Annotated in this window: 22 protein-coding genes; 5 read left to right on the forward strand and 17 right to left on the reverse strand. The window is 70.9% G+C overall.

Going from position 1 to position 21899, the window contains the following annotated elements; all coding sequences use genetic code 11:
- Positions 1-36: 36 nt before the first annotated feature.
- Complete coding sequence (locus E1181_RS23635; protein WP_132677956.1) at positions 37-909, forward strand: macrolide 2'-phosphotransferase; 873 nt, start codon at positions 37-39, stop codon at positions 907-909.
- A 230-nt stretch (positions 910-1139) separates the two neighbouring features.
- On the opposite strand, the gene E1181_RS23640 is transcribed toward E1181_RS23635, so the two are convergent.
- The 11 genes from E1181_RS23640 to E1181_RS23690 are packed head-to-tail and all read right to left on the reverse strand — an operon-like array spanning position 1140 to position 12630.
- Positions 1140-1694, reverse strand: coding sequence for a GNAT family N-acetyltransferase (locus tag E1181_RS23640; protein WP_235876987.1), 555 nt, complete (start codon positions 1692-1694; stop codon positions 1140-1142).
- Between the two features lie 40 nt (positions 1695-1734).
- On the reverse strand, positions 1735-3195 hold the full coding sequence (locus E1181_RS23645; RefSeq protein ID WP_235876989.1) for an ABC transporter ATP-binding protein: 1461 nt from the start codon (positions 3193-3195) through the stop codon (positions 1735-1737).
- Complete coding sequence (locus E1181_RS23650; protein WP_207922277.1) at positions 3192-3989, reverse strand: ABC transporter permease; 798 nt, start codon at positions 3987-3989, stop codon at positions 3192-3194. Before E1181_RS23650 ends, E1181_RS23645 begins: the two co-directional genes overlap by 4 nt.
- Positions 3986-4924: an ABC transporter permease gene (locus tag E1181_RS23655; protein WP_235876990.1), complete on the reverse strand. Its 939-nt coding sequence runs from the start codon at positions 4922-4924 to the stop codon at positions 3986-3988. The genes E1181_RS23650 and E1181_RS23655 overlap by 4 nt, the downstream gene beginning before the upstream one ends.
- On the reverse strand, positions 4921-6447 hold the full coding sequence (locus tag E1181_RS23660) for an ABC transporter substrate-binding protein (protein ID WP_132677958.1): 1527 nt from the start codon (positions 6445-6447) through the stop codon (positions 4921-4923). The genes E1181_RS23655 and E1181_RS23660 overlap by 4 nt, the downstream gene beginning before the upstream one ends.
- Positions 6448-6458: 11 nt before the next feature.
- Positions 6459-7298: a class I SAM-dependent methyltransferase gene (locus E1181_RS23665; protein WP_132677960.1), complete on the reverse strand. Its 840-nt coding sequence runs from the start codon at positions 7296-7298 to the stop codon at positions 6459-6461.
- Positions 7283-8548, reverse strand: coding sequence for an MFS transporter (locus E1181_RS23670; protein ID WP_132677961.1), 1266 nt, complete (start codon positions 8546-8548; stop codon positions 7283-7285). The genes E1181_RS23665 and E1181_RS23670 overlap by 16 nt, the downstream gene beginning before the upstream one ends.
- Complete coding sequence (locus E1181_RS23675) at positions 8545-9552, reverse strand: dipeptide epimerase (RefSeq protein ID WP_235876991.1); 1008 nt, start codon at positions 9550-9552, stop codon at positions 8545-8547. Before E1181_RS23675 ends, E1181_RS23670 begins: the two co-directional genes overlap by 4 nt.
- On the reverse strand, positions 9549-10598 hold the full coding sequence (locus E1181_RS23680; protein ID WP_132677963.1) for a PLP-dependent cysteine synthase family protein: 1050 nt from the start codon (positions 10596-10598) through the stop codon (positions 9549-9551). Before E1181_RS23680 ends, E1181_RS23675 begins: the two co-directional genes overlap by 4 nt.
- Positions 10595-11374, reverse strand: a complete 780-nt coding sequence (locus tag E1181_RS23685; RefSeq protein ID WP_235876992.1) for a Rossmann-like domain-containing protein — start codon at positions 11372-11374, stop codon at positions 10595-10597. The genes E1181_RS23680 and E1181_RS23685 overlap by 4 nt, the downstream gene beginning before the upstream one ends.
- Positions 11371-12630, reverse strand: a complete 1260-nt coding sequence (locus E1181_RS23690; protein WP_132677964.1) for an ATP-grasp domain-containing protein — start codon at positions 12628-12630, stop codon at positions 11371-11373. Before E1181_RS23690 ends, E1181_RS23685 begins: the two co-directional genes overlap by 4 nt.
- Positions 12631-12724: 94 nt before the next feature.
- Between E1181_RS23690 and E1181_RS23695 the strand changes: the two genes are divergently transcribed.
- Complete coding sequence (locus E1181_RS23695; protein ID WP_132677966.1) at positions 12725-14122, forward strand: alpha/beta hydrolase; 1398 nt, start codon at positions 12725-12727, stop codon at positions 14120-14122.
- Positions 14123-14203: 81 nt separating this feature from the next.
- On the forward strand, positions 14204-14830 hold the full coding sequence (locus E1181_RS23700; RefSeq protein WP_132677967.1) for a maleylpyruvate isomerase family mycothiol-dependent enzyme: 627 nt from the start codon (positions 14204-14206) through the stop codon (positions 14828-14830).
- Between the two features lie 10 nt (positions 14831-14840).
- On the opposite strand, the gene E1181_RS23705 is transcribed toward E1181_RS23700, so the two are convergent.
- The 3 genes from E1181_RS23705 to E1181_RS23715 all read right to left on the reverse strand — a co-directional run bounded on the left by E1181_RS23705 (position 14841) and on the right by E1181_RS23715 (position 17199).
- Positions 14841-15071 carry a non-oxidative hydroxyarylic acid decarboxylases subunit D gene (locus E1181_RS23705; protein ID WP_132677968.1) on the reverse strand — a complete coding sequence of 77 codons (231 nt, stop codon included), beginning with the start codon at positions 15069-15071 and terminating at the stop codon, positions 14841-14843.
- Positions 15072-15097: 26 nt separating this feature from the next.
- Positions 15098-16522 carry a non-oxidative hydroxyarylic acid decarboxylases subunit C gene (locus tag E1181_RS23710; RefSeq protein WP_132677970.1) on the reverse strand — a complete coding sequence of 475 codons (1425 nt, stop codon included), beginning with the start codon at positions 16520-16522 and terminating at the stop codon, positions 15098-15100.
- A 92-nt stretch (positions 16523-16614) separates the two neighbouring features.
- Positions 16615-17199, reverse strand: coding sequence for a non-oxidative hydroxyarylic acid decarboxylases subunit B (locus tag E1181_RS23715; protein ID WP_132677971.1), 585 nt, complete (start codon positions 17197-17199; stop codon positions 16615-16617).
- Positions 17200-17307: 108 nt separating this feature from the next.
- Here E1181_RS23715 and E1181_RS23720 point away from each other — a divergent pair, with 108 nt between their 5' ends.
- Entirely contained in the window at positions 17308-18159 is an 852-nt protein-coding gene (locus tag E1181_RS23720; protein ID WP_207922279.1) for a helix-turn-helix domain-containing protein, read from the forward strand.
- Between the two features lie 9 nt (positions 18160-18168).
- On the opposite strand, the gene E1181_RS23725 is transcribed toward E1181_RS23720, so the two are convergent.
- Positions 18169-18765, reverse strand: coding sequence for a DsbA family oxidoreductase (locus tag E1181_RS23725; RefSeq protein ID WP_235876993.1), 597 nt, complete (start codon positions 18763-18765; stop codon positions 18169-18171).
- Complete coding sequence (locus E1181_RS23730) at positions 18762-19454, reverse strand: SDR family NAD(P)-dependent oxidoreductase (protein WP_132677973.1); 693 nt, start codon at positions 19452-19454, stop codon at positions 18762-18764. The genes E1181_RS23725 and E1181_RS23730 overlap by 4 nt, the downstream gene beginning before the upstream one ends.
- Before the next feature lie 97 nt (positions 19455-19551).
- On the opposite strand from E1181_RS23730, the gene E1181_RS23735 reads away from it, so the two are divergent.
- On the forward strand, positions 19552-20385 hold the full coding sequence (locus E1181_RS23735) for a helix-turn-helix domain-containing protein (RefSeq protein ID WP_165944725.1): 834 nt from the start codon (positions 19552-19554) through the stop codon (positions 20383-20385).
- On the opposite strand, the gene E1181_RS23740 is transcribed toward E1181_RS23735, so the two are convergent.
- A complete protein-coding gene (locus E1181_RS23740) occupies positions 20378-21694 on the reverse strand; it encodes an FAD-binding protein (protein ID WP_132677976.1) in 1317 nt (438 codons plus the stop codon). The two genes, E1181_RS23735 and E1181_RS23740, sit on opposite strands and share 8 nt — an antisense overlap.
- Positions 21695-21899 lie beyond the last annotated feature (205 nt).

A 21899-nucleotide genomic window follows, 5' to 3' on the forward strand; every position in this document is an offset into this window, starting at 1 on the left:
GAGAAACCCCTCGACAGGTCGGCTAGCGTCGGAAACGTGCTGGTCGAACTGGCGGAGCGTCACGGACTGCGGATCCGGGTCCTGGAGATCGACGAGACCGGTTGGGACTTCCGGGTCGGTCACGCCGTGGACGCCGACGGGGCCCGATGGGTGCTGCGCGCACCTCGGCGCCGGGATGTCAGCGAGTTGATCGAGGGCGAGCGCCGGTTGCTGGAGCACGTGCGGCCGCGGCTCGCCGTGGCGGTGCCCGACTGGGAGGTCTGCACACCGGAGCTCATCGCCTACCGAAGGCTCCCGGGCCGGCCGCTGGGGCCGGAATACCCGACCACGCTGGAGTACCAGTGGTGGCGGGACCCGGCCGAGGACTTCTTCGACGACCTGGGTGCGGTGATCGCGGAGCTGCACCGCACGCAGGTCGACGACGCCGTGCGCCTGGGCATACCGGTCTCCGGCCCCCGCGATCTCCGGGAGGAGACCGCGGAGCACCTGGAACTGGCGGAGAACATGCTGGAGGTGCCCGAGAAGAAGGCGGCGCGCTGGCGAACCTGGATCCACGACGACGACTGCTGGTCAGGGGCCTCGGATCTGCGTCTGGTCCACGCGGATCTGCACCCCGGTCACACACTGGTGGACGAATCGGGTCATCTCACCGGAATTCTGGATTGGACGGACGCCGCGGTCGACGATCCGGCGCTGGATTTCGTGGCCGCGCACCACGCGTTCGGCGAGCGCGGCCTGTCGAGGCTGCTCGCCGGCTACGCGCAGGCCGGTGGGCGGGTACGAGCTGAATTCGTGTCGCATGTCAGGCTCCTCTCGGAGTTTCGGTTCACGGTTTCCTTGGGCGTGTACGCGCTCGAAGCCGGTCGTGGTGGATTCCTGGACATCGCGCAGCGGCGCCTTCTCGGTTGAGCGCCTTTGCTTTCCCACTCTGCAGTTGTCAAACAGCAAGTCGCCGAACGAAATCCCGCTCGTCGAACTGATGTTTCAAGTCTGCATCGCGGAGTTCGAAAACGCTAGCGAATAGCCGTCGCCAGATCGGGTGGACGATCTGGGCACGCTCCGAAACTATTTGGAGCGGAAAGCGTTTCATCACGCCACCGTGGAGTGGTTCCTGGCGTGCGTCGGCGAGTTGGTGGGTGTCAGATGACCGGGATCGGGATCTCGAAGTGCACGGCCGGGCTGTGGTCCGGGTCGGTGCGGCCGTCGTGGATCTCCTTGGCGACGCTGCGCCAGAACGGCTCGGCACCGTCGATGGCGGCGTTGGTGTGCAGGTAGATCGACTCGTATCCGGGCGTCAGCGCGACGAACCGGCAGGCCATCTCGACCAGTTCCCTGGCCAGTCCGCGGCGGCGGTGCTCGCGGCGGACGTAGACGCGGAAGATCTGCGCGGTCGTGCCCGAGGGGTAGCGCTCGGCGAGCCAGGGCGCGTGCGGCGGGCTCTGCGGGCCGTCGGCGCGGACGGAGGTGGTGGCGACGACCTCGTCGTCCAGCGCGGCGACCAGCAGCGCCTGCCGGGGGTCGTCGAAGTAGGCGGTGTCCATGTCGACCACGTCGTCGTGCCAGCGCGGGTCGTAGCCGTAGCCGAACTCCTGGTAGAAGGTGTCGAGCATGACCGACCTGGCGCCCGCCGCGTCCGCCCGGGTCGCTTCGCGCACCACGTACCGGCCGATCTGTCGCTCCCCGAGCTGGATCACGTCTACCTCCTCCATCGAGAACGTCTTTTGAAAATCATATTCAATTAGCGGCCGGCCATGTCTCCCGACCTCCCGCTTCGGCGGTGACGAGGGACCTGGTGACCGCGTGCCGCGGCGAGGTCAGGACCTCGGAGGCGGGCCCCTGCTCGACCACCCGGCCCTCGTCGAGCACCAGGACGCGGTGCGCGAGCCCGGCGACACCGGCCAGGTCGTGGGTGATGACCAGCAGCGCGCACCCGGTGTTGTGCTGCAGCTTGGCCAGCACGTCCAGCAGGTCCGCCCGTCGTCGCGGGTCCAGTCCGGAGGTGATCTCGTCGCAGATCAGCACGTCCGGTTCGGCCAGCACCGCGCGGACCAGCGCTGCCCGCTGCAACTCCCCGCCGGACAGGCCCGCCGGGGTCCGCCTCGCGGTCGATTCGGGAATCCCCAGCTGCGCCAGCTCATCGGCGGCTCGCGCCCGCGCCCGGTCACCGGGCACGCCCCGCAACCGCTCCGCGGCCCGCGCGACCTGGTCCAGCACCGGGGTGAACTCGCTGAACGAGGCCCGCGCGTCCTGGAAGACGTGCTGCACGCGGGCCAGCTGCTCCCGGGAACGCCGGCGCAGCACCGGGGACAACGGCTCACCGCCGAGCAGGACCTCACCCGAGCGGTGCCGGTGGAGTCCGGAGAAGCACCGCGCGAGGGTCGTCTTCCCGCTGCCGGAACGGCCCAGCACCGCGAGCCTCTCACCCGGCGCGACCTGCAGCGAAACGCCGTGGAGGGTGTCGGTCCCGCGATGGCCCGCGGTCAGGTCCCGCACGGACAGGACCGGGTCCGCCGCCTGCGGAGGTGCCGGTGCGACCGCCGTCGCCTCCGCGATGCCGTCCACATCGGAGGGACGAACGCGGCCGCCCTCCACGAGCAGGACCCGGTGCGCGAGGTCGCGGACCAGGTCGAGGTCGTGGGTGAGCAGCAGGATCGCCACGCCCTGCTCGGCGACCGCCCGGAGCTCCGCTGCCAGCTGCGACCTCGTGACGGGGTCCTGTCCGGTCGTCGGCTCGTCGGCGATGAGCACCTTCGCGTCGCCGATGAGGGCCTGGGCCAGCACGATCCGCTGCTGCTGCCCACCGGAGAGCTGATGCGGGTAACGGCGCAGGAACCGCTCGCCGTCCGGGATCTGCGCGCGCCGGAGCGCGTCCAGGACCCGCTGCCGGGCCTGCTGCTTCGGCACGTGCAGCCGGGCGATCTCGGCGAGCACCGAACCGATGCGGCGCACCGGGTTCAGCGCCGCCGACGGCTGCTGCGGGATGAACCCCACCTGCCCGTCGACGTCGACGTCACCGGAGATCACCGCGCCCGGCGGTCTCTCGCCGAGCAGCGCGAGAGCGGTGGTGGTCTTGCCGCTGCCGGACTCTCCGACCAGCGCTGCGATCTCGCCGCCGTTCAGGCTGAACGTAGCGTCCGAGACCAGCTCGCGGTCGCCGAGGGCGACGGTCAGGTTCCGCACGTCGATGGCGGTCACCGGGCCTCCAGGAAGGTCGTGTCGGACTGCCGGAGCCAGCGGTCGAACAGCAGGTTCACGCCGACCGACAGCGCGATGATCAGCAGCGCGGGCAGCACCACCGCCCACGGCTGCAGGAACAGCCCGGTGCGGTTGCGGTCCACCATCGCCGCCCAGTCCCCGGCCTGCGGGGAGAGCCCCACGCCGAGGAAGCTCGCCGAGGCCACCAGGTAGATCGCCCCGGTGAACCGGGTTCCCAGGTCGGCCGCCAGCGTGCGGCGCATCGCGCGGGCGACGTAGCCCACCGCGATGCGCGCCCGGCTCTCGCCCTGCAGGCGCATCGCCTCCACGGCGGGCCGTGCCGCCAGCGACAGCGCGGCGGCGCGGGTGATGCGCACGACGTCCGGCAGGTTGATCAGCGCGACGACCGCCACGAGCACCCACGGTTGACCGGGTGACAGCGCCGCCAGCAGCAGCAACATCAGCATCGACGGGACCGCGAGCAGCAGGTCCAGCGGACGCATCACCACCTCGTCCAGCAGCCGGTTGCGGGTCATGCCCGCGAGCAGCCCCAGCGGGAGGGCCAGCAGGTAGGTGCAGGCGGTGGCCGTCAGAGCCGTGAACACCAGCGACCGGCCGCCGAGCAGCACCTCGTCGAGCACGTCGCGGCCGACGAAGTCGGTGCCGAACAGGTGCCCGCCGCCGAGCACGAACGCCACGTCCTTGGCGGGGTCGTCCGCGGCGAACAGCGGGCCGAACAGCGCCACCAGCACCGGTGCGGCGACCAGCGCGCCGGGGATCAGGTACCTGTTCATCGGTGGGCCTCCGCGGTGGGGGACAGGATGCGGGCGGCGACGTCGGCGCCGAGGTTGACCAGCACCGTCGTGCTCGCGAACACCAGCGCCAGCCCCTGCAGCACCGGCAGGTCCCGTGCTGAGACGGCTTCCAGCAGCGTCGTTCCCAGGCCCGGGACCACGAAGATGGCCTCCACCACGATCACGCCTCCGATCAGCCAGTCCGCCGTCCGGGCCAGCTGCTGCACCGCCGGGGCCGCGGCGTTGGGCAGCGCGTGCGCGAACCGGATCCGGGCGGGTGAGAGCCCGAGGCGCCGGGCGTGCTGCACGTAGGGGGAGCGCTGCGCCTCGATCATCCCGGCGCGCACGAGGCGGCTCAGCGAGCAGATCGGCCGCAGCAGCAGCACGACGACCGGCAGCACCAGCAGATCGGGCCTGCTCAGCAGGGAACCGCCCACGGCCGTCGGCGGGAACCAGCCCAGCTGCACGGCGAAGACCGTCACCAGCAGGATCGCCATCGCGAACTCCGGTGCCGCGTACAGCCCGAGCGTGGTGCTGGTGATCGCGCGGTCCAGCCGGCCGCCTTCCCGGCGGGCGGCCAGCACGCCGACACCGGTCGACAGCGGCACCAGCAGCACCAGCGCCAGGCAGGCCAGCAGCAGCGTCGGCCCGGCGGCCGAACCGATGACCTCGGCGACGCTGCGCGGACCGGCCAGCGAGGTGCCGAGATCGCCCTGGGCGGCGGCGAGGCACCAGTCCGCGAACCGCTGCCACATCGGCCTGTCCAGGCCCAGCTGCTCCCGGAGCCCGGCGATGACGGCCGGATCCGGGTTGTCCCCGGCGATCGTCACGGCCGCATCGCCGGGGAGCGCTTCGGTCAGCAGGAAGATCCCCACGACCACGAGGAACACCTGGACGACGCCGAGCAGGACGCGGCGAAGCAGGTAAGGGATCACGCCAGCCACACCGTGTCGAAGCGCGCCCAGTCCAGGGTGTTGGCGGGCGCCCGGTCGTCGACCCCGCCGACGTTGGCGGCCGAGGCGACGATCCAGTCGGACACGCCCCACCACACGAAACCGCCCTCGTTGAACAGCTGCTCCTGCATGCGCCGGTAGAGCTCGGCGCGGCGGTTCTCATCCAGGGTGGACTGCGCCTCGTTGTATAGGGCGTCGAACTCCGGGCGCCGCCACGCGGTGTTGTTGGTCGTGGAACCCGACAGCAACCGCTGGGAGAAGTGCGAGTCCAGCGGCATCCCGCCGGACCGGTAGCTGGCCAGGACACCGCTCTTGTTGATGTCGGACCAGTAGGTGTCCTTGTTGCCCAGCCGCACGTTGAGGTTGAGGCCCACCTTGCGCGCCTGGTCGCTGATGGCCATCGCCGCCTCCTTCAGCCCGGTGGAGGCGTCGGAGGTGTTGAAGTCAATGGTCATGCCCTCGGCTCCGGCCTGCTTCACCAGCGCCCGCGCCCGCTCCAGGTCCTGCCGGCGTTGCGGCAGTTCGGCGTAGTAGCGGTATCCCTTGCCGTAGAGGTCGTTCCCGACCTGGCCGGATCCCTGCAGCACCGAGCGCAGCAGCTCCTCGCGGTCGATGAGGTGGAACATGGCCTGCCGCAGCTCGGGGCGGTCGAACGGCGGGCGGTCGACCTTCATGGCCAAGCCGTGGAAGTTGCCCAGCGGCAACCGGTGGACCTGGAGCTGACCGCTGGACTCGTAGGTGCGGGCGCTGGTGAGGGTGAGGTCGTGGGCGTAGTCGATCTGCTTGCCCAGCAGCGCGTTCACCCGCGCGGCCTCGTCGTTGGTGACCACGATCTGCAGCTCGTCGACCAGCGGTGCGCCGTCGAAGTACTCGGGATTGCGGGCTGCGAGGAAGGAGCGGCCCGGTTCGAAGGAGACCAGCTCGAACGGGCCGGTTCCGATCGGTTTGCTGAAGTCGGTGGTGCCCTCGGGGATGATGTAGGCGCCGAGGGTGGCCAGCGCGTTGGGGAACTCGGCGTAGGGCCGCTTGAGCCGGAACTCGACGGTGCGGTCGTCGATCGCGCGGCTGTTCGCCAGGTCGATCACCGAGAGGGTGGACTTGGCGCGGCGGCTGCCACCGGGTTCGGTGATGCGCGCGTAGCTGGCCAGCACATCGGCGGCGCGCAGCGGGCGTCCGTCGTGGAAGTTCGTCCGCCGCAGCGTGATCCGCCAGGTCAGCAGGTCGGCGGAGGGCTCCCAGCGCTCGGCGAGCCGGGGCTGCGGGGACATCTCCGAACCGTAGTCGGCGAGCTTGTCGTAGAGGGCCTTGGCGCGGGCGATCTCGATGTAGAGGTCGGTCTCGTGCGGGTCGAGGACCTCGGCGGCGCCACCGCCGGAGAACGCGGCCCGTAACCGGCCGCCGGGTTTCGGCGCTCCGACGGTGCTCCCACCGCCCGAGGCGCACCCGGTGAGCAGGACGGCACCGGCGGTCAGACCCAGGAAGCCGCGGCGGTTCAGGTTCTGCATGGGGATCTCCTCTAGCGTCGGCGTGCGATCAGGTGCAGGCGGTCTCCGGACATCCGCTCGGACAGCTCCGCGTCGGCCTGCCACGGACTGTCGGTGCGGGGGCCGGGTTCGTCGAACAGGGCCAGGACGTCGAATCCGCAGGTGTCGGCGAAGTGGCGCAGCTCCTGCGGGAACAGCAGCCGCCAGGCGGATCGCTGGACGAGCTCGGAGCCGTCGTGCTGCCACGCGCGTTCTCGCCGCAGCAGCTGTTCGGCGTGGTCGATCCACAGCCGCGTCCAGGACCGGTAGGTCGATCCGTCGTAGCTGAGCTCGCGTTCGGAGGTCGTGTCCAGCAGTTCGGTGTTGCCCAGGAAGAACGCCCCGTTGCGGGCTTCGGCGACCAGCAGCCCGCCCGGGCGGAGGTGCTCGTGGCACCGCCGCAGGAACGACACGAGCTCCTCGTTGCGGTGGCAGTACAGCAGCGCGCTGTCCAGGCAGGTGATCACGTCGAACTCGCGGCCCAGCGAGAACTCCCGCATGTCGGCGACGGCGAATTCCGCTTCGGGGCAGTGCTGTTGGGCGTGGGCGACCATGTCGGCGGAGGTGTCGATGCCGGTCACCCGGTACCCGTTGCGCACCCAGTACCGCGCGTCCCGCCCCGTCCCGCACCCCACGTCGAGCAGGTCGCGGCTCGGGCGTTGGGATTTCAGTGGAAATCGGGATTCTGATTTCCACTGAAATCCGGGATCGGGTTTCCACTGAAATTCGGTGAAGCGGGTGACGACGTCGTCGACGAAGGTGGCCGCGGTGTGGTGGGGGTCGGGGAACCAGGCCTCGTAGATCTCGGGGTTGTCGGTCAGGAAGTTGCGCATGCGGGTTCCTCGGTTCGGGGGCCGATGCCGGTGCGGCGGTGGACGGCGAGGACGGCCAGTGCGGAGGCGAGTCCGATGAGGACGCACAGGGCGGACGGGAGCCACGGCATGCTCGGGGAGGCGAGGTCGGTGGCCCAGCCGATGAGGGCGTTGCCCGCGGCGGCGGTCAGCCCGGAGGCCAGGTAGAACACGCCGAAGTAGGTGCCGGACAGCGCCGTTCCGCCGAACGACGGGATCAGCTCGTAGACGAACGGTTGGGCCAGCATCACGCCGACGGACAGCCCGAACGCGGTGACCAGCACCGGGGTCAGCCGCAGCAGCGCCTCCCCGGGCGAGGTCGGCGGAGCGCCGGGCAGCAGGCTCGCCGCGACGGCGGTGACCGCGAACGACCCGCCCATCAGCGCCAGACCGGTGGCGATGGAACGCCCCCGGCTCCAGCGCTCGGAGAACCGGGCGGTGATGCGCACCTGCAGCAGCAGGCTCGCCGCCGTCGACACCAGGAAGATCACCGACACCGCCGCAGGCGAACCGGTGAACTGCTCGGCGTGCATCGGAAGCACCAGGTAGAGCTGGTTCTGCAGGGCGAACATGCCGGTCAGCGCTCCGGTGAACGCCAGGAACCGGCGGTTGGTGAGCACGCCGCGCCAATCGGTGAGAACCGAGGTCCCCGAGCGCTCCACCCGCCGCACCGGCAGCACCAGCACCTGCGCGACCGTCAGCAGCGCGAAGATCACCGCCGCGATCACCGCCGAGAGCCGGAAGTTCACCAGCAGCAGCGCGCTGCCCAGCAGCGGACCGAGCAGCATCCCGGTGTTGGCGAACACGTTGAACAGCGAGAACACCTCGGCGCGACGGTCACCGGCCTCGGTCGCGAGGTAGGCGCGCACCGCCGGGTTGAACAGCGCACCGGCCAAGCCGCTGAGCACCGAGGCGCCCAGCAGCACCGGCACCGAGGAACCGAAGGCGAACAGCCCGAAACCCACCGCGCGCAGCGCGCATCCGGCGATGATGACGCCGCGCGCGCCGAGCCGGTCCGCGGCCGAGCCGCCGACCAGGAACAGGCCTTGCTGGCTGAGGTTGCGCACGCCGAGGATCACCCCGACCACCGCCGCCGACATCCCGAGGTCGTGCCCGAGGTAGCCGGCGAGGTAGGGGACGAGCAGGTAGAAGCCGGTGTTCACGCCGAGCTGGTTGACCAGCAGCACCTGCACCGCCAGCGGGTAGGTGCGGATGAGTCGCCAGGTCTTCAAGCGGGTCGAACCCCCAGTCCGGTGGTGTCGGTGACCCGCAGCAGCCCGTCCTCACCGCCGATGCCGGTCCAGGGATCGCGGGCCAGCAGCAGGTGACCGTCGAGGTCGACCCAGCGGGCCAGCCCGGTCAGGTGCACGGCCGGGGCGATGCCCAGCGAACTGGCGACCTGGCACCCGAGCATCACGTCGACGCCGAACTCCCGTGCGGTGTCGACGAGTTCCCGCGCGGCCCGAATCCCACCGCATTCGGGCAGTTTGATGTTGATCCCGTGCACCCGCGAGCCCAGCGCGCGCACGTCGTCGACGGTCCGGGCGTCCTCGTCGGCGATCACCGGGATCGGGGAGTCCGCCGCCACCTGGGCGAGCACGTCGGGCGTGCCCGGGGCGATGGGCTGCTCCACCGCGTCGACGTCGAACCCGGCCGCAGCGCGCAGCATGTCGGCCGCCTGCTCGGGTTCCCAGGCGCCGTTGGGGTCCAAAAGCAGCCGGACGTCCGGCAGCGCGTCGCGGATGGCCTTGACCCGGTCCAGCTCATCGGGCTCGGCGCCGATCTTCACCTTGAGCAGCCGGAACCCCTGGGAGGCCAGTTCGCAGGCCGACGCCACGGCGCGGTGGGTCGGGGTGATGCCGATGGTGCGCGCCGTGGGCACCGGCCAGCTCGGTGCCGTCCCGACCAGGTCGTAGACGGCGACGCCGCGCGAGCGGGCCACCAGGTCGTGCAACGCCGCGTCCACCGCCGACCGCACGCCGGGAGAGGCCGAGATGCCCGTCACCAGCGCGGAAGTGGGGTCGAGCGGGGCGAGGTCCCGTTGCGCCGCCGCGAGCTCCCGCTCGATGCGGTCCACGTCCAGCCCGTAGTAGACGCTGGTCACCACCTCGCCGTGGCCGACGACGCCGTCGTGCTCCGCGGCGACGGTGACCGCACCTCGTTCGGCCATCACCGATCGCGAGATCCGCAGCGGTTCGCGCAGCGCTAGTCCGCCCACCCGCCAGCTCAGCTTCACGCGGGCACCTCCAGCTTCATCAGCGGGTCGCTGATCACCCGGCAGCGCGTCCACCCCGTGGCCTCGACCTCGGGATCGGCGACCTCCACCGGGCGGATGGCCGTGGCGCAGTCGAGGAGTCCCCGCGCGCGGCAGTAGTCGTCGTCGAAGACGGTGCCCAGGTAGCGCTGCGGGCCGTCGGGGAACACCGTCACGACGTTCGCGCCCGGCTCCACCCGCGACGCCCACGCGGCGACCAGCGCCACCGCCCCGGTGCTCCAGCCGCCGGTGACGAAGGAATCGCGGGCCAGGGTGCGGCAAGCGGCGACCGCTTCGGCCGGACCGACCCAGTGCACCTCGTCGAAGAGCTCGTAGGCGACGTTGCGCGGGTGGATGCTGCTGCCGAGACCGCGCATCACGCGAGGACGCGCGGGCTGGCCGAAGATCGTCGATCCGACGGTGTCCACGCCGATCAGCCGCGCCTGCGGCCACCGCTTGCGCACCGCGCGGATCGCACCCGAGCTGTGACCGCCGGAACCGACGCTGCACACCAGCACGTCGACGCGGTCCAGACATCGGGCGATCTCGGCGCCCATCTCGTCGTAACCGGCCGGGTTGTCGGGGTTGTTGTACTGGTCCGGCCAGTAGGCGCCGGGCAGGTCGCGGCAGATCCGCTGCACCCGGTCCAGGCGCGCCTGCTGCCAGCCGCCCACCGGATGGGGCTGGTCGACGACCTCCAGACGGGCTCCGTGGGCCCGCAGCAGCGCGCGCATGCCGGGTTCGAGCTCGCTGTCGACGACCAGCACGATCGGATGTCCCAGCGCGTTGCCGGCGAAAGCCAGTCCCACGCCGAGGGTTCCGCTGGTCGACTCCACGACCGGGGCGCCGGGGCGCAGCTCGCCGCGCCGACGGGCGCCGCGCAGCATCGACAGGGCGGCGCGAGCTTTCATCCCACCCGCGCTGAGGCATTCCAGCTTCGCCCAGAACCCCGGGTGGGGACGTGGCAGCGGAGCCGACACGCGCGCCAGGGGCGTCTCCCTGACCAGGTCGAGAAGGTCGGGGTTCACGAAGCCACCTCCGAGTAGCGGTAGAGCACGCTCGGGCCGCCGTCGAGCCAGAAGAACGGGTACGGCTCGGCGGACACGGCGGTGACGCCGTCGCCGAGGAAGTGCGGCAGGATTCCGCTCCCGGTCTGGGCGAAGAACACCAGCGGTTGTCCGGTCCGGCGCGCGTGGTCGAGCAGGGTGTGGAAGGTTCCGCTGCCCAGCACCATCCCGGAGGCCAGCACCGCGTCGCAGTCGTCCAGCGCGTTCTCGGCGTCGGTGATCACCGGCTCGTCCCACTCGGTGCGGCCGCCCTTGCGGTCGCAGGCCACGTAGCCGATCCCGCGTTCCCGCAGGCGTTGCAGCAAGGAGTTCACGACGCCCACGACCAGCACCCGGCGGACCCCGGAGGGCAGCAGGTTCACGACGTGCTCCGAGCGGTGCAGCGATTTCCGCAGCGAGTCACCGCGTTCGACGTGCACGGCCTCGGCGTGCTCGTGGTGCGGACGCAGGTGCTGCAGGTGCGCGTCGAGAGCGGCGATCCGCACGGCGGGCAGCGGGTGCCGCAGGAGCTTGCGGACGGGTTCGCCGACGCAGGCCAGCACGACGTCCTCGCCGACCTCGCCGGGTTCCACCGCGCAGGATCCGACGGCCTCACCGACGCGGAGGCTGAGCACGTGGTTGCGGTAGGAGCGCTGCCGGGAGGCGTGCCGGACTCCTTGCTGGGTCAGGAAACCCACGCTGATCTCGGAATCCGCCTCGGGGAGCGCGGTCTCGATCAGGTCGTCCAGAGCCGTCACGCGGCGTCCTCCGCGTAGCGCACGTCCAGCCCGGAGATCAGCAGCTCGGCGTGCGGACGCGCCGCGCCCGGCCGGTCGCTGGTCACCATCACGTGGCCCAGGTAGTTGTTGTTGCTGGTCGCGGGGCCGGCTCGGTGGCCGGCGGGCTTGAGCTTGAACTCCGCCACCGCGGGATCGCGCAGCGCTTCGGTGCCCTGGATCTCGGCGATCGGCCCGGTGCGCGGCGGCAGCAGGAACGAGATCGCCGCGCTCGACGCCCCGGTGTCCACCGGGCTGAGATCGGGCTTCTCGCCCAGCGCGACCTGCGCGTACACCCCGGCGAGGTCGATCCCGGTGACGCGGCGGATGAGCTCGGTGATCTGGTTGCCCGCCGGACGCGGGTTGACCTCGACGATGCGCGGGCCGTCGGCGGTCAGCTTGATCTCGGTGTGGCAGACGGTGTTGTCCAGGCCCAGCGCCTCGATCGCGGCCACGGCGGTCGAGACCACGCCGTCGCGGGTCTCGTCGTCGAGCGCGGCCGGGAACATGTGACCGGTTTCGACGAACCACGGTGCGCCGGCGACGCTCTTGTCGGTCACGCCGACGACCGTGGTCCGCCCGCCGAAGGTGACCGTCTCCACGCTCACCTCGGCGCCGGTCAACAGCTCCTCCAGCAACACCACGGGACTGCGTTGCTGGCCACGAGCGTTGACCGGAAATCCTTGCAGCTCGGCGAAAGCCGCGCGCAGCTGCTCGACGTCGTCGACCCGCCGCACGAACATGCCCGCGCACAGGTCCACGGGCTTGAGCACCAGCGGGAATCCCATCGCCGCAGCCGCCTCCTCCAGACCGCGCAGCGTTTCGGCGAGCGCGAAGGCCGGTCCGGGGACTCCGGCCTCGTGCAGCGCGCGCCGGGTCCGGTCCTTGGCGCAGGCGCTCTCGACGGCTTCCGGAGCGGGGCCGGGAAGTCCCAGCCGCTGGGCGATCTTCGCGGCGGTGGGCAGGTAGTAGTCGCACGAGGTCGCCACCCCGTCGAAGCCCAGCACCGGCTGCAGCCGTTCCAGGTGCGGCAGCAGCACTTCGGGGTCGTTGGTCTCGCAGGTGAGCACGTTGTCCGCGCCGAGCAGCGGGTGCGGGCCGGGGCCTGGGGCGGAGCGCAGGTAGTGCTGCAGATCTCTGGTGACGAAGCTGAACCGGTGGCCCTCCTCGTTGAGCGCTCTGGGGAGCAACGTGCTCATCGCCCCGACCCAGCTCTCCACCAACAACAGGTGACTCACACCGACTCCTCCCGGCCATTGCGCCTGACGCTCGGCGATGATAATCGTTTTCAATAAGTCTGACAACTCGCCGTAGGGATGTGAACCCGAAGTGATGAGAACGCTTCGCCCGGTGGTGGCTCTGGTGCTGCTCGCCCCCTTGCTCACCGCAACGCCTGCGGCGGCCGAGCCGCCTGAGTTCGGTGCTTGCCCCTTCGAAGGTGCCGAGTGCGCGGAGCTGTCGGTACCGCTGGGAGAGGGGGACCGGTCGATCTCGATCACGATCTCGCGCGTGCGCGCGACCGGCACGCCCGCCGAGCACCGGGGTGCGCTGCTGGTCAACCCGGGAGGGCCCGGCGGTTCCGGGCTGGAATACGCGGTGAGCAAGGGGGAGAAGCTGCCGGAGTCGGTGCGGCGCAGCTACGACATCATCGGGTTCGACCCGCGCGGCGTCGGCCGAAGCGCCCCGCTCGACTGCGGTGAGCTGGGCGGGCTGTTCGAACACCCCGCGCCCGAGCCGGTTCCGGCCGACCGACGAGCGGAATCCGAACACCTGCACCGATTACGCGCGATGGCCGAGGACTGCCTGCGGCACAACCCGGACGCGGCGTGGATGAACACCACGAGCACCGCCCGCGACGTGGACCGCATCCGGGAAGCGCTCGGGGAGTCGAAGCTCAACTTCCTCGGCGTCTCCTACGGCAGCTACCTCGGCGCCGCCTACGCCGCGCAATTCCCCGACCGCGTCGGGCGGATGGTGCTCGACAGCGTCGTGAGCCCGGACCGATGGCACGACTTCGACGTCCGGCAGGCGTTCGCGATGCTCGACCAGCGCGACACCCTCTTCGAATGGATCGCCGCGCACCCGGATTTCGGGCTCGGCCAGACGAAACAGCAGGCCCGAGAGACGTATTCGGCGGCCCGCGCCGGGCTGACCGGGAGCTTCGGCCCCGCGGAGTTCGACAACCTCGTCTACAAGACCCTCTCGCGCACCGAGCGCTGGGAGCCCTTCGCCCGCGACCTCAGCGCCCACGTGCACCAGGGCGCGCCGCTGAGCCCCGCGCTGCCGGAGAGCGACCCGGAATCCCGCAACTACGAGGCGGCGCTGCGCACCGTCAAGTGCGCCGACAGCAGGCGTCCCAGCGAGGACGAGGTCATCGGCTCCCTCCGGGCGCTGCGCGCGGCCGACCCCGAACCGATCGTCACCGGGCTCGAAGCCACCACCTGCGCCTACTGGCCGGAACCCGTCGAGCCCGCCCGGTTCGGGCACCCGGAGATGCCGCCGGTGCTGCTCACCCAGGCCGAGCACGACCCGACCACCCCGCTCGACGGTGCCCGGCGGATGCAGGCCAGGCTTCCCGGCGCGCGCATGGTGACGCTGCACGACTCCTACTCGCACGGCGTCTTCGCCAGCCAGCGCAACCCCTGCGTCGATGACGCGGCCGCGAACTACCTGCTCACCGGCGAACTTCCCGCTGACGACCTCGACTGTCAGGGGCCGGGACTACCGTGAACCTGCTCGCACGCGCACACCGACCTCGGTCGTGACAGGTTCGCAGGTGCGGGCGTGGCGCACGGGAACTGGAGGTGGTCCATGCGTCGGGCCGACACGATGGCGATGGCCGTCGCCGAACGCACCGATCTCGCGGAGTACCTCGGCACGCTCACCCGCGAGCAGTGGGAAGCACCGAGCCTGTGCGCGGGCTGGCGGGTGCGCGACGTGGTCGCGCACGCGATCAGCTACGACGACCTCACCTGGCCTGACGTGCTCAAACGCGCGGCACGGGCGGGTTTCGCGCCGAACGCCGTCAACGATCTCGGCGTCGCCGAGACCCGTGCCCGCAGCACCGGCGAACTGCTCGACCGACTGCGCGCCCACCTCCGGCCCACCGGCCCGATCACGGTCCTGGGCGGCATGATCCCGCTGGTGGACGCGCTGATCCATCACCAGGACATCCGCCGTCCGCTCGGCCACCCGCGCGAGATCCCACCACAACGGCTGCGCGCGGTTCTGGACCTGGCGTTCAAAGCCCCACCTGTCGGGGCCAAGAAGCGCGCCGCCGGCCTCCGCCTGGTGGCCGCGGACCTCGACTGGACCCGCGGCGAAGGCCCCGAAGTCAGGGGACCGGGTGAAGCGCTGCTGATGACCCTCGCCGGGAGGTCGGCCGCCTTCACCGAGCTCACCGGAGAGGGCAAGGCCGTTCTCGCCGCCAGGGTCTAGCCTCCGGTTCTCAGCCGCGCAGCGGTGGGATGGTCGGGACCTCGGAGGCGGTGGCGATGGCTTCCGGGGTCAGGCGGAACTGCTCCGGGTAGTGCTCGCGGGTGGTGCGGCGGGCGGGTTCGGTGGTGCGCCACATGTACAGGCAGCGCGGGCACTGCAGCACCTCCCAGACGCCCGGCACCGGCGAGGTCGTCACCGTGCGGAGCTCCGGATCGGCGCAGCGGGGGCAGATCGTCTGCATCGGGTTTCCTTTCCGCGCAGTGTGCTTCATCGGTGAGCGAGCTGGGAGCGCAGGCGTTCGGCCCACTCGGCGGTTTCGGGGAGGTCCTTGGTCGGGGTGCCGAAGTTGCCGCGCACGTCGGGTTTCACCGGGGTGGTCGCGTCGATGATCATCTTGCTGGTGACGCCCGCCGGCTGCGAGGCGGGAGCCAGTTCCACCACCGACAGGTTCGGGATGACCACCACGTCCTCGGACGGGTTGACCTTCGCCGACTGCGCCCACATGACCTGCGGCAGGTCGAACGGGTCCACGTCCTCGTCGACCAGGATCACCTGGCTGACGTAGCCCAGGCCGTGCGGCGTGGTCATCGCGCGCATGCCCACCGCCTTGGCGAAACCGCCGTAGCGCTTGGCCGTCGAGATGATCACCAGCAGGCCGTGCGTGTACATCGCGTTGACGGCCTTGACCTCCGGGAACTCCGAGCGCAGCTGCTTGAGCAGCGGGACGCAGGTGTTCGGGCCCACCAGGTAGTCGCACTCGGTCCAGGGCATGCCCAGGTACAGCGACTCGAAGATCGGGTTGGTGCGGTAGGAGATCCGCTCGATGCGCACCACCGGCATCCGCCTGCCACCCGAGTAGTGCCCGGTGAACTCGCCGAACGGGCCCTCGATCTGCCGCACCCGCGACTCGATGCGGCCCTCGATGACCACCTCCGAACCCCACGGCACGTCGAAACCGGTCAGCGGAGCGGTCGCGATCGGCATCGGCTCACCGCGCAGCGCACCGGCCATCTCGTACTCGGACTGGTCGTAGGCCATCGGCATGCCCGCCACGATCGGCACCACCGGATCGTTGCCGAGGGTGATCGCCACCGGCAGGTCCTCACCGAGCTCCTCGGCCTTGCGCAGGTGCTGGGCGATGTCGTGCATCGGCACCGGTTGCAGCGCGAGCCGGTCCGTGCCGATCACCTCGATCCGGTAGATGCCCAGGTTCTGCTTGTCGAAGTCCTCCGGCGCGTCCGGATCGCGCGAGACGACGGCGGCCTTGTCCAGGTAGAACCCGCCGTCACCGTCGTTGAGCCGGAACAGCGGCAGCACGTCGAAGAGGTTCACGTCCTCGCCGGAGACGCTGTTGGCCTTCCACGGCGCGTCCTCCCGGCGGACCGGGGCGACCGGGAAGTCGTCCCAGCGCCGGGCGAACTCCTCGACCTGCTCGCGGGTGGAGGTCTCCTTCGGCAGGCCCAGCGCCATCGCGTGGTTGCGCCAGGAGCCGTGCACGTTCATCGCGATCCGGGCGTCGGTGAACCCCGAGACGTTGTCGAACCACAACGCCGGTGCGCCCTCACCGATGCGGCCCGCCGCGTTGGCGGCAGCGGCCAGGTCCGGTTCGGGGGACACCCCCTCGCTGATCCGCAGCAGCTGCCCCTCCTCCTCCAGGGCGTCGAGGAACGACCGCAGGTCGTCGTAGGCCATCGTGACTTCTCCTTCAGAGACTGGTTTGTGGTCCTGTTGATGGTCCTCACGCCTCGCGGCTGCGCCGCTTGCGCGGCGTCCGCAGAGTGAACTCAAGAAACCTTGAGCTTGGCTGTGCGCAGCCCTTCCCAGCGCTGGGCGGCCGGGGCCGGCAGGTCGAGCTGGTCGAGGACGCGGGCGGTGATGTGCTCGACGAAGTCGTCGATCGAGGCCGGGTTGTTGTAGAAGGCGGGCATCGGCGGCACGATCCGCACGCCCATCCGCGAGAGCGCCAGCATGTTCTCCAGGTGGATCTCGCTCAGCGGCGTCTCGCGCGGCACGAGCACCAGCGGACGGCGTTCCTTGATCGTCACGTCCGCCGCGCGCGCCACCAGGCCGTCGGCGTATCCGGAGCGGATGCCGGCGAGCGTCTTCATCGAGCACGGCACGATCACCATGCCGTCGGTGCGGTACGAGCCGGACGAGATGCTCGCGCCCTGGTCATCCGGGTTGTGGACGACGTCGGCGAGCTCGCCGATCTCCTTGGCGCTGAGCCCGGTCTCCAGCTCCACCGTTGCCCGCGCCCAGCGGCTGAGCACCAGGTGGGTCTCCACCTCGGGCAGCTCGCGCAGCTGCTCCAGCAGCCGCACACCGAGCGGCGCCCCGGTCGCTCCGGTCATCCCCACGACGAGTCGCACGCTTCTCCTTTTCGGTCACCTCGCGCTGATGACTCCACGCTAAGCGCCGATCACGCAGGTGAGACGGTATTCTGGCGACAAGCGATGGGGAGAATCGGACAGGACCGAATGACCGAGATCACCGACGTCGGCTACCGGCCGGGGCTGAACGCACCGATCGGCATGGACGTCATCGACTTCACGGAGCTGCGCTCGCGCGCCGAGCGCCGCGGGATCGACCTCGCCGGTCCGCAGCGGCCCGACTTCCACCACCTGATCCACGTCCACGCCGACGCCGATCCGCTGCCGCACACCGTCGACTTCACCGAGCACGTCATCGAACCCGGCGGCTGGCTGTGGGTGCGTCCCGGCCAGGTGCATCAGTACGGCGCGCTGACCCGCTCGCGCGGCACGATCGTCATCTGGCGCCCCGGGTTCGTCACCGTCGACCCGCCGCCCCCGGAAACCCCTGTGCGACCAGGAGGTTCGGCACGCGACGCGGTCGATCTGGCGCTGCGGCACCTGCTCGCCGACTACGCCGACCTGGGCTCGATGACGTTGGAGGCGCACAACAGGTCGCTGCGGATGCTGCTGGCGGTGCTGCTGCTGCGACTGGCCCACGCGGGTGAGGCCCCGCCGCCCGCCACCCCGGCCGACAGCCCGTTCGAGCGGTTCCAGGCGGCGGTGGAGCGCGACTTCACCCGCACCCACCGGGTCGCCGACTACGCCGCCGAGCTCGGGTACAGCGCTCGAACCCTCACCCGCGCAACGCTGTCCGCGACGGGCCGCTCGGCGAAGTCTCACCTGGACGCCCGGATCGTCCTGGAGGCCAAGCGGCTGCTCGTCCACACCGACCGCGCCTCAGCGGACATCGCCCGCCACCTCGGCTTCACCACGCCGGGAGACTTCAGCAAGTTCTTCCGCAAGCACGACGGCCGAACCCCGCTGACCTTCCGCGCCGAAGCCCGAGGCACGAGCTGACCCCGCCGTTCAGGCGAGCTCGCGCAACGCCTGGCGAAACCGCTCGAACTCCCCGCTTCCGGTGATCGTGCCGCAGGGGAAGCGGAAGACCGGGGGCATGTCGATGCCGAGGGCGCGGACGCGATCGAGCTCGGCGCGCAGGGAATCCGCTCCGCCCACCGGTGCCGCGACGCCGACTTCATCGGCCAGAGCCGCGAGAGTGGGCGGATCGGCGATGTTGAGGCCGTCGGTGAAGTAGGCGCGGAAGAGGCGCTCGGCCATGACCTCTCCGTTGTCCTGCTCGGACGCGGCGGCGAGGAGGCGGTGAGCCTCGAAGGTGTTGGTGAAGATCGCGCGCCGGAAGTTCAACCGCAGACCGTCCTTCTCGCCGATCGACGAGGTCGCGATCTCGCGGGCGACCGCCTCGCCGCGCTCCCGCGCGTGCAGCTCGAACAGCGGCTCGCCGTCCGGAGAGGCATCGGGACGCAGCTGGAAGGGCGCGAACCGCACCTCCACCTCACCACCGGTTCGCCGATGCGCCGCGGCCGCGTGCCGGAATCGCGTGAACCCCAGGTAGGAGTGCACGCACACGAAGTCCAGCACGACCTCCACGCGCGGGGCGCTCACCACGCCACCTCTCCGTGGCGGGAGAAGAAACCACCCGTGGGACCGTCGGGGCCGGTGGTGGCCATCCGGACGATGATCTCCGCTCCTTCGGCGACGGTCTGGACGCCGCGGTGGCCGTTGAAGTCGGTGGCGGTGAAACCGGGGCAGACGGAGTTGATGCGCATCGCCGGGAACGCCCGGGCGTACTGCGCGGTGAGCATGTTCAACGCGGCCTTCGCCGAGGAGTAGACCGGCACCGGGATCCAGTGCGGATCATCCGCGGTGGGATCCGGTTTCGCCGCCGCGGCGATCGATCCGAGACGGCTGCTGACGTTGACCACCACCGGGTTCGGGCTCGACTCCAGCAACGGCAGGACCGCGTTGAGCACCCGGACCGGACCGAAGAGGTTGATCTCGTAAGCGGCGAGCAGGTCGGCGGGGGAGGCTTGGCCGGGTGGCAGCACCGCACCCGGCACGCCCGCGTTGTTGACCAGCACGTCCAGCCCGTCAAGGCTCTCGGCTGCCGCGCGCACCGAATCCTCGCTGGTCACGTCGATGACCAGGGGAACGGCTCCGATCTCGGCCGCGGCCTCCGCGCCACGTCGTGCGTCACGCGCCCCGAGCAGCACGGTGTGTCCGATGTCGATCAACCGCCGCGCCGTCTCCAGACCCAGGCCGCGGTTGGCGCCGGTGATGAGCGTCGTCGTCATGCCGACACTCTGCGCCGACCAGCGGTGGAATCCCGATGCAACGGTCTTCCTGGGACCGCCCCACCCACGTGGAGCGAGCGCGGGCGATACTGGACCGATGACCGAACAACCCGGGGAGCTCGGTGCGGCGCTGCGCGGCTGGCGCGACCGGATCGTCCCAGCCGAGGTGGGGCTTCCAGCAGGCCTCGGCCGTCGTGCGAAGGGGCTGCGCCGGGAGGAACTCGCCCTGCTGGCCGGGATCTCGGTCGACTACGTCATCCGGCTCGAACAGGGACGTGCCAACCCGTCTCCGCAGGTCGTCGGGGCCCTGGCCAGGGCGTTGCGGTTGACCGGGGCCGAGCGCGACCACCTGTTCGCGCTCGCCGGAAAAGCCATCCCCACCAGCGGGCACAGCTCGCCGCACCTGACGCCGAGCCTGCAGCGGCTGCTCGACCAGCTGCGCGGCATCCCCGTCGGCGTGTTCGACGCGGGCTGGACCCTCACCGCCTGGAACTCGCTGTACGCGGCGCTGTTCGGCGACCCCAGCGGGTTGTCGGCGCGGGAGCGCAACGTCGTGTGGGCCTACCACGCGGGTCTCGCGATGCGGGTGCGTTCGACGCCCGAGCTGGCCGCGGTGTTCGAGTCGGCGACGGTCGCGGACCTGCGTTCGGCTGCGGCCCGCTTCCCGGCCGACGCGGAACTGCGTGCGCTGCTCGACGACCTGCGTGCATTCCCGCGCTTCGCCGAACTATGGGACTCCCGCACCGTCGGTGAGCACGTCGCGCACTCCAAGGTCGTCGACCACCCAGAGCTCGGCCCCATCCCGGTGGACTGCGACGTGCTGGAGGTGCCCGCCAGCGACCTGCGGCTCGTCGCCTACACCGCTCCGGACGAGGACGCGGCGGAACGGTTGCGGCTGCTCGACGTCATCGGCACCCAGACATTCACCTGAGGCACTGGTCCTCCTGCGGGAAGGACATCTGGGCGGGGTGGGCGAGCACCAGGTCGTGGGAGGCGGGGTCGAGGTCGGTGCCGATGGGGTAGAGGGTTCCGCCGAGCTCGGCGGCGCGGCGGCGCCAGCGCTGGTTGCGGCGCAGCCGGTCCGGCAGCCAGAACGGATCGGTCTGGCCCGCGGCGTCGGAGAGCATGTCGAACAGCCACACCAGCTCGTCGTCCGGAAGTCGCAGGCCAGGCCGGGTGAACGACGAGCGGCGGTGCGGGAACAGCAGCCCGATGCTGGTCTCGCTGAGATCGAGGTCGGTGATCTCCGGCGCCGTGCCCGCCAGGAACTCGTCCAGCGCCGAATCGGGCATGAAGTAGTCCGCCCACACCTTGTGCACCCGGTTCCAGCCGGCCGTCACGAACGGCTCGTAGCGGGTGTCGGTGCTGGTCACGAACTCCCAGTAGGAGACGTCCCAGACCTGCGCCGTCGCGTCGAGCCCGCGCAGCAGGTGCGCGTCGTCGGGCTTGCGGTCCGCGCGGTAGTAGGTGGTGAAGCGGAGCTGGTAGCGGTGGCGCTGCGGGGCGAACCAGCGGATCAGCAGGTCGTCGACCTCGTCGCGCCGGACCAGCACGCGAGCCGCCCGCACCGCCTCCTGCAGCGACGGGAAGTGCAGGTCGTACACCCTGGTCAGCGGTGGAACCGGGGTCAGCGCCAGCCGCGCGCGCGTGATGATCCCCGCGCAGCCGAGCCCGCCGAGGACCGCGTTGAACAGCTCGCCGTTGCGCTCCGGCGTGCACCACCGCACGGCTCCCGTCGGGGTGACGACCTCGACGGCCCGCACCCGGTCGATGATCGCGCCTTCGCGGTGCAGGCTGGAGATGCCGCCGACGCTGAGCACCCCACCGGTGCTCAGCTGGAGGTACCCGGTCGGGCCCGAGGTCAACCGGCGCCCGCGCAGCCAGGCGTGCCAGACGACGTCGCGCAGCAGCACCCCCGCCTCGACGTCGGCGTGGTCGTCGGTGACCGCGTGGATGAGGTCGAGGCTGCGCATGTCGACCTGGATCCCGCCGGACGGGCACAGCGCCTGACCACCGGTGGTGTGCAGGGTGCCGTGGGCGCGCAGCGGGACGTCGTTGCGGCAGCACCAGGCGGCCGCGACGGCGATGTCGGCGGTGGAACGCGGACGCAGGATCGCGGCGGGTCTGCGGTCGACGAGATTGCCGAGGTCGGAGGCGTGCAGCTCGTCCCCGTCGGTGATCAGGACTCCGCGACCGGGCAGTTCCGGGAAGGTGGAGAGGTCCAGCGCGCCCGAATCCATCCCGATCACTCCCCCCAAGTGAACGACGTCCCGCCATCGGCCCTGTCCAAATCGGAGTCCATCCTGAGGAACGGGGCTTTCCCCGTGCTTTCTCGCCTGGTCAGACCGGTTTCCGGGGGTCAGCCGAGTCCCGGGCGACGTGGGTGTCTGCTTCCAGACATTCACCTGATGGTGCTGGTCTTGGACATGTGCGCGGGAGAGGATT

Source organism: Saccharopolyspora terrae, assembly GCF_004348435.1.
GTDB classification, from domain to species: domain Bacteria; phylum Actinomycetota; class Actinomycetes; order Mycobacteriales; family Pseudonocardiaceae; genus Saccharopolyspora; species Saccharopolyspora endophytica.

What these genes read in the sequence shown, in the direction of transcription:
- E1181_RS23650 (WP_207922277.1), bottom strand. Translation starts at nt 3,989, where the DNA reads ATGAACAGGTACCTGATCCCCGGCGCGCTGGTCGCCGCACCGGTGCTG.
- E1181_RS23660 (WP_132677958.1), bottom strand. Translation starts at nt 6,447, where the DNA reads ATGCAGAACCTGAACCGCCGCGGCTTCCTGGGTCTGACCGCCGGTGCC.
- E1181_RS23665 (WP_132677960.1), bottom strand. Translation starts at nt 7,298, where the DNA reads ATGCGCAACTTCCTGACCGACAACCCCGAGATCTACGAGGCCTGGTTC.
- E1181_RS23695 (WP_132677966.1), top strand. Translation starts at nt 12,725, where the DNA reads ATGAGAACGCTTCGCCCGGTGGTGGCTCTGGTGCTGCTCGCCCCCTTG.
- E1181_RS23700 (WP_132677967.1), top strand. Translation starts at nt 14,204, where the DNA reads ATGCGTCGGGCCGACACGATGGCGATGGCCGTCGCCGAACGCACCGAT.
- E1181_RS23705 (WP_132677968.1), bottom strand. Translation starts at nt 15,071, where the DNA reads ATGCAGACGATCTGCCCCCGCTGCGCCGATCCGGAGCTCCGCACGGTG.
- E1181_RS23710 (WP_132677970.1), bottom strand. Translation starts at nt 16,522, where the DNA reads ATGGCCTACGACGACCTGCGGTCGTTCCTCGACGCCCTGGAGGAGGAG.
- E1181_RS23720 (WP_207922279.1), top strand. Translation starts at nt 17,308, where the DNA reads ATGACCGAGATCACCGACGTCGGCTACCGGCCGGGGCTGAACGCACCG.
- E1181_RS23730 (WP_132677973.1), bottom strand. Translation starts at nt 19,454, where the DNA reads ATGACGACGACGCTCATCACCGGCGCCAACCGCGGCCTGGGTCTGGAG.
- E1181_RS23735 (WP_165944725.1), top strand. Translation starts at nt 19,552, where the DNA reads ATGACCGAACAACCCGGGGAGCTCGGTGCGGCGCTGCGCGGCTGGCGC.
- E1181_RS23740 (WP_132677976.1), bottom strand. Translation starts at nt 21,694, where the DNA reads ATGGATTCGGGCGCGCTGGACCTCTCCACCTTCCCGGAACTGCCCGGT.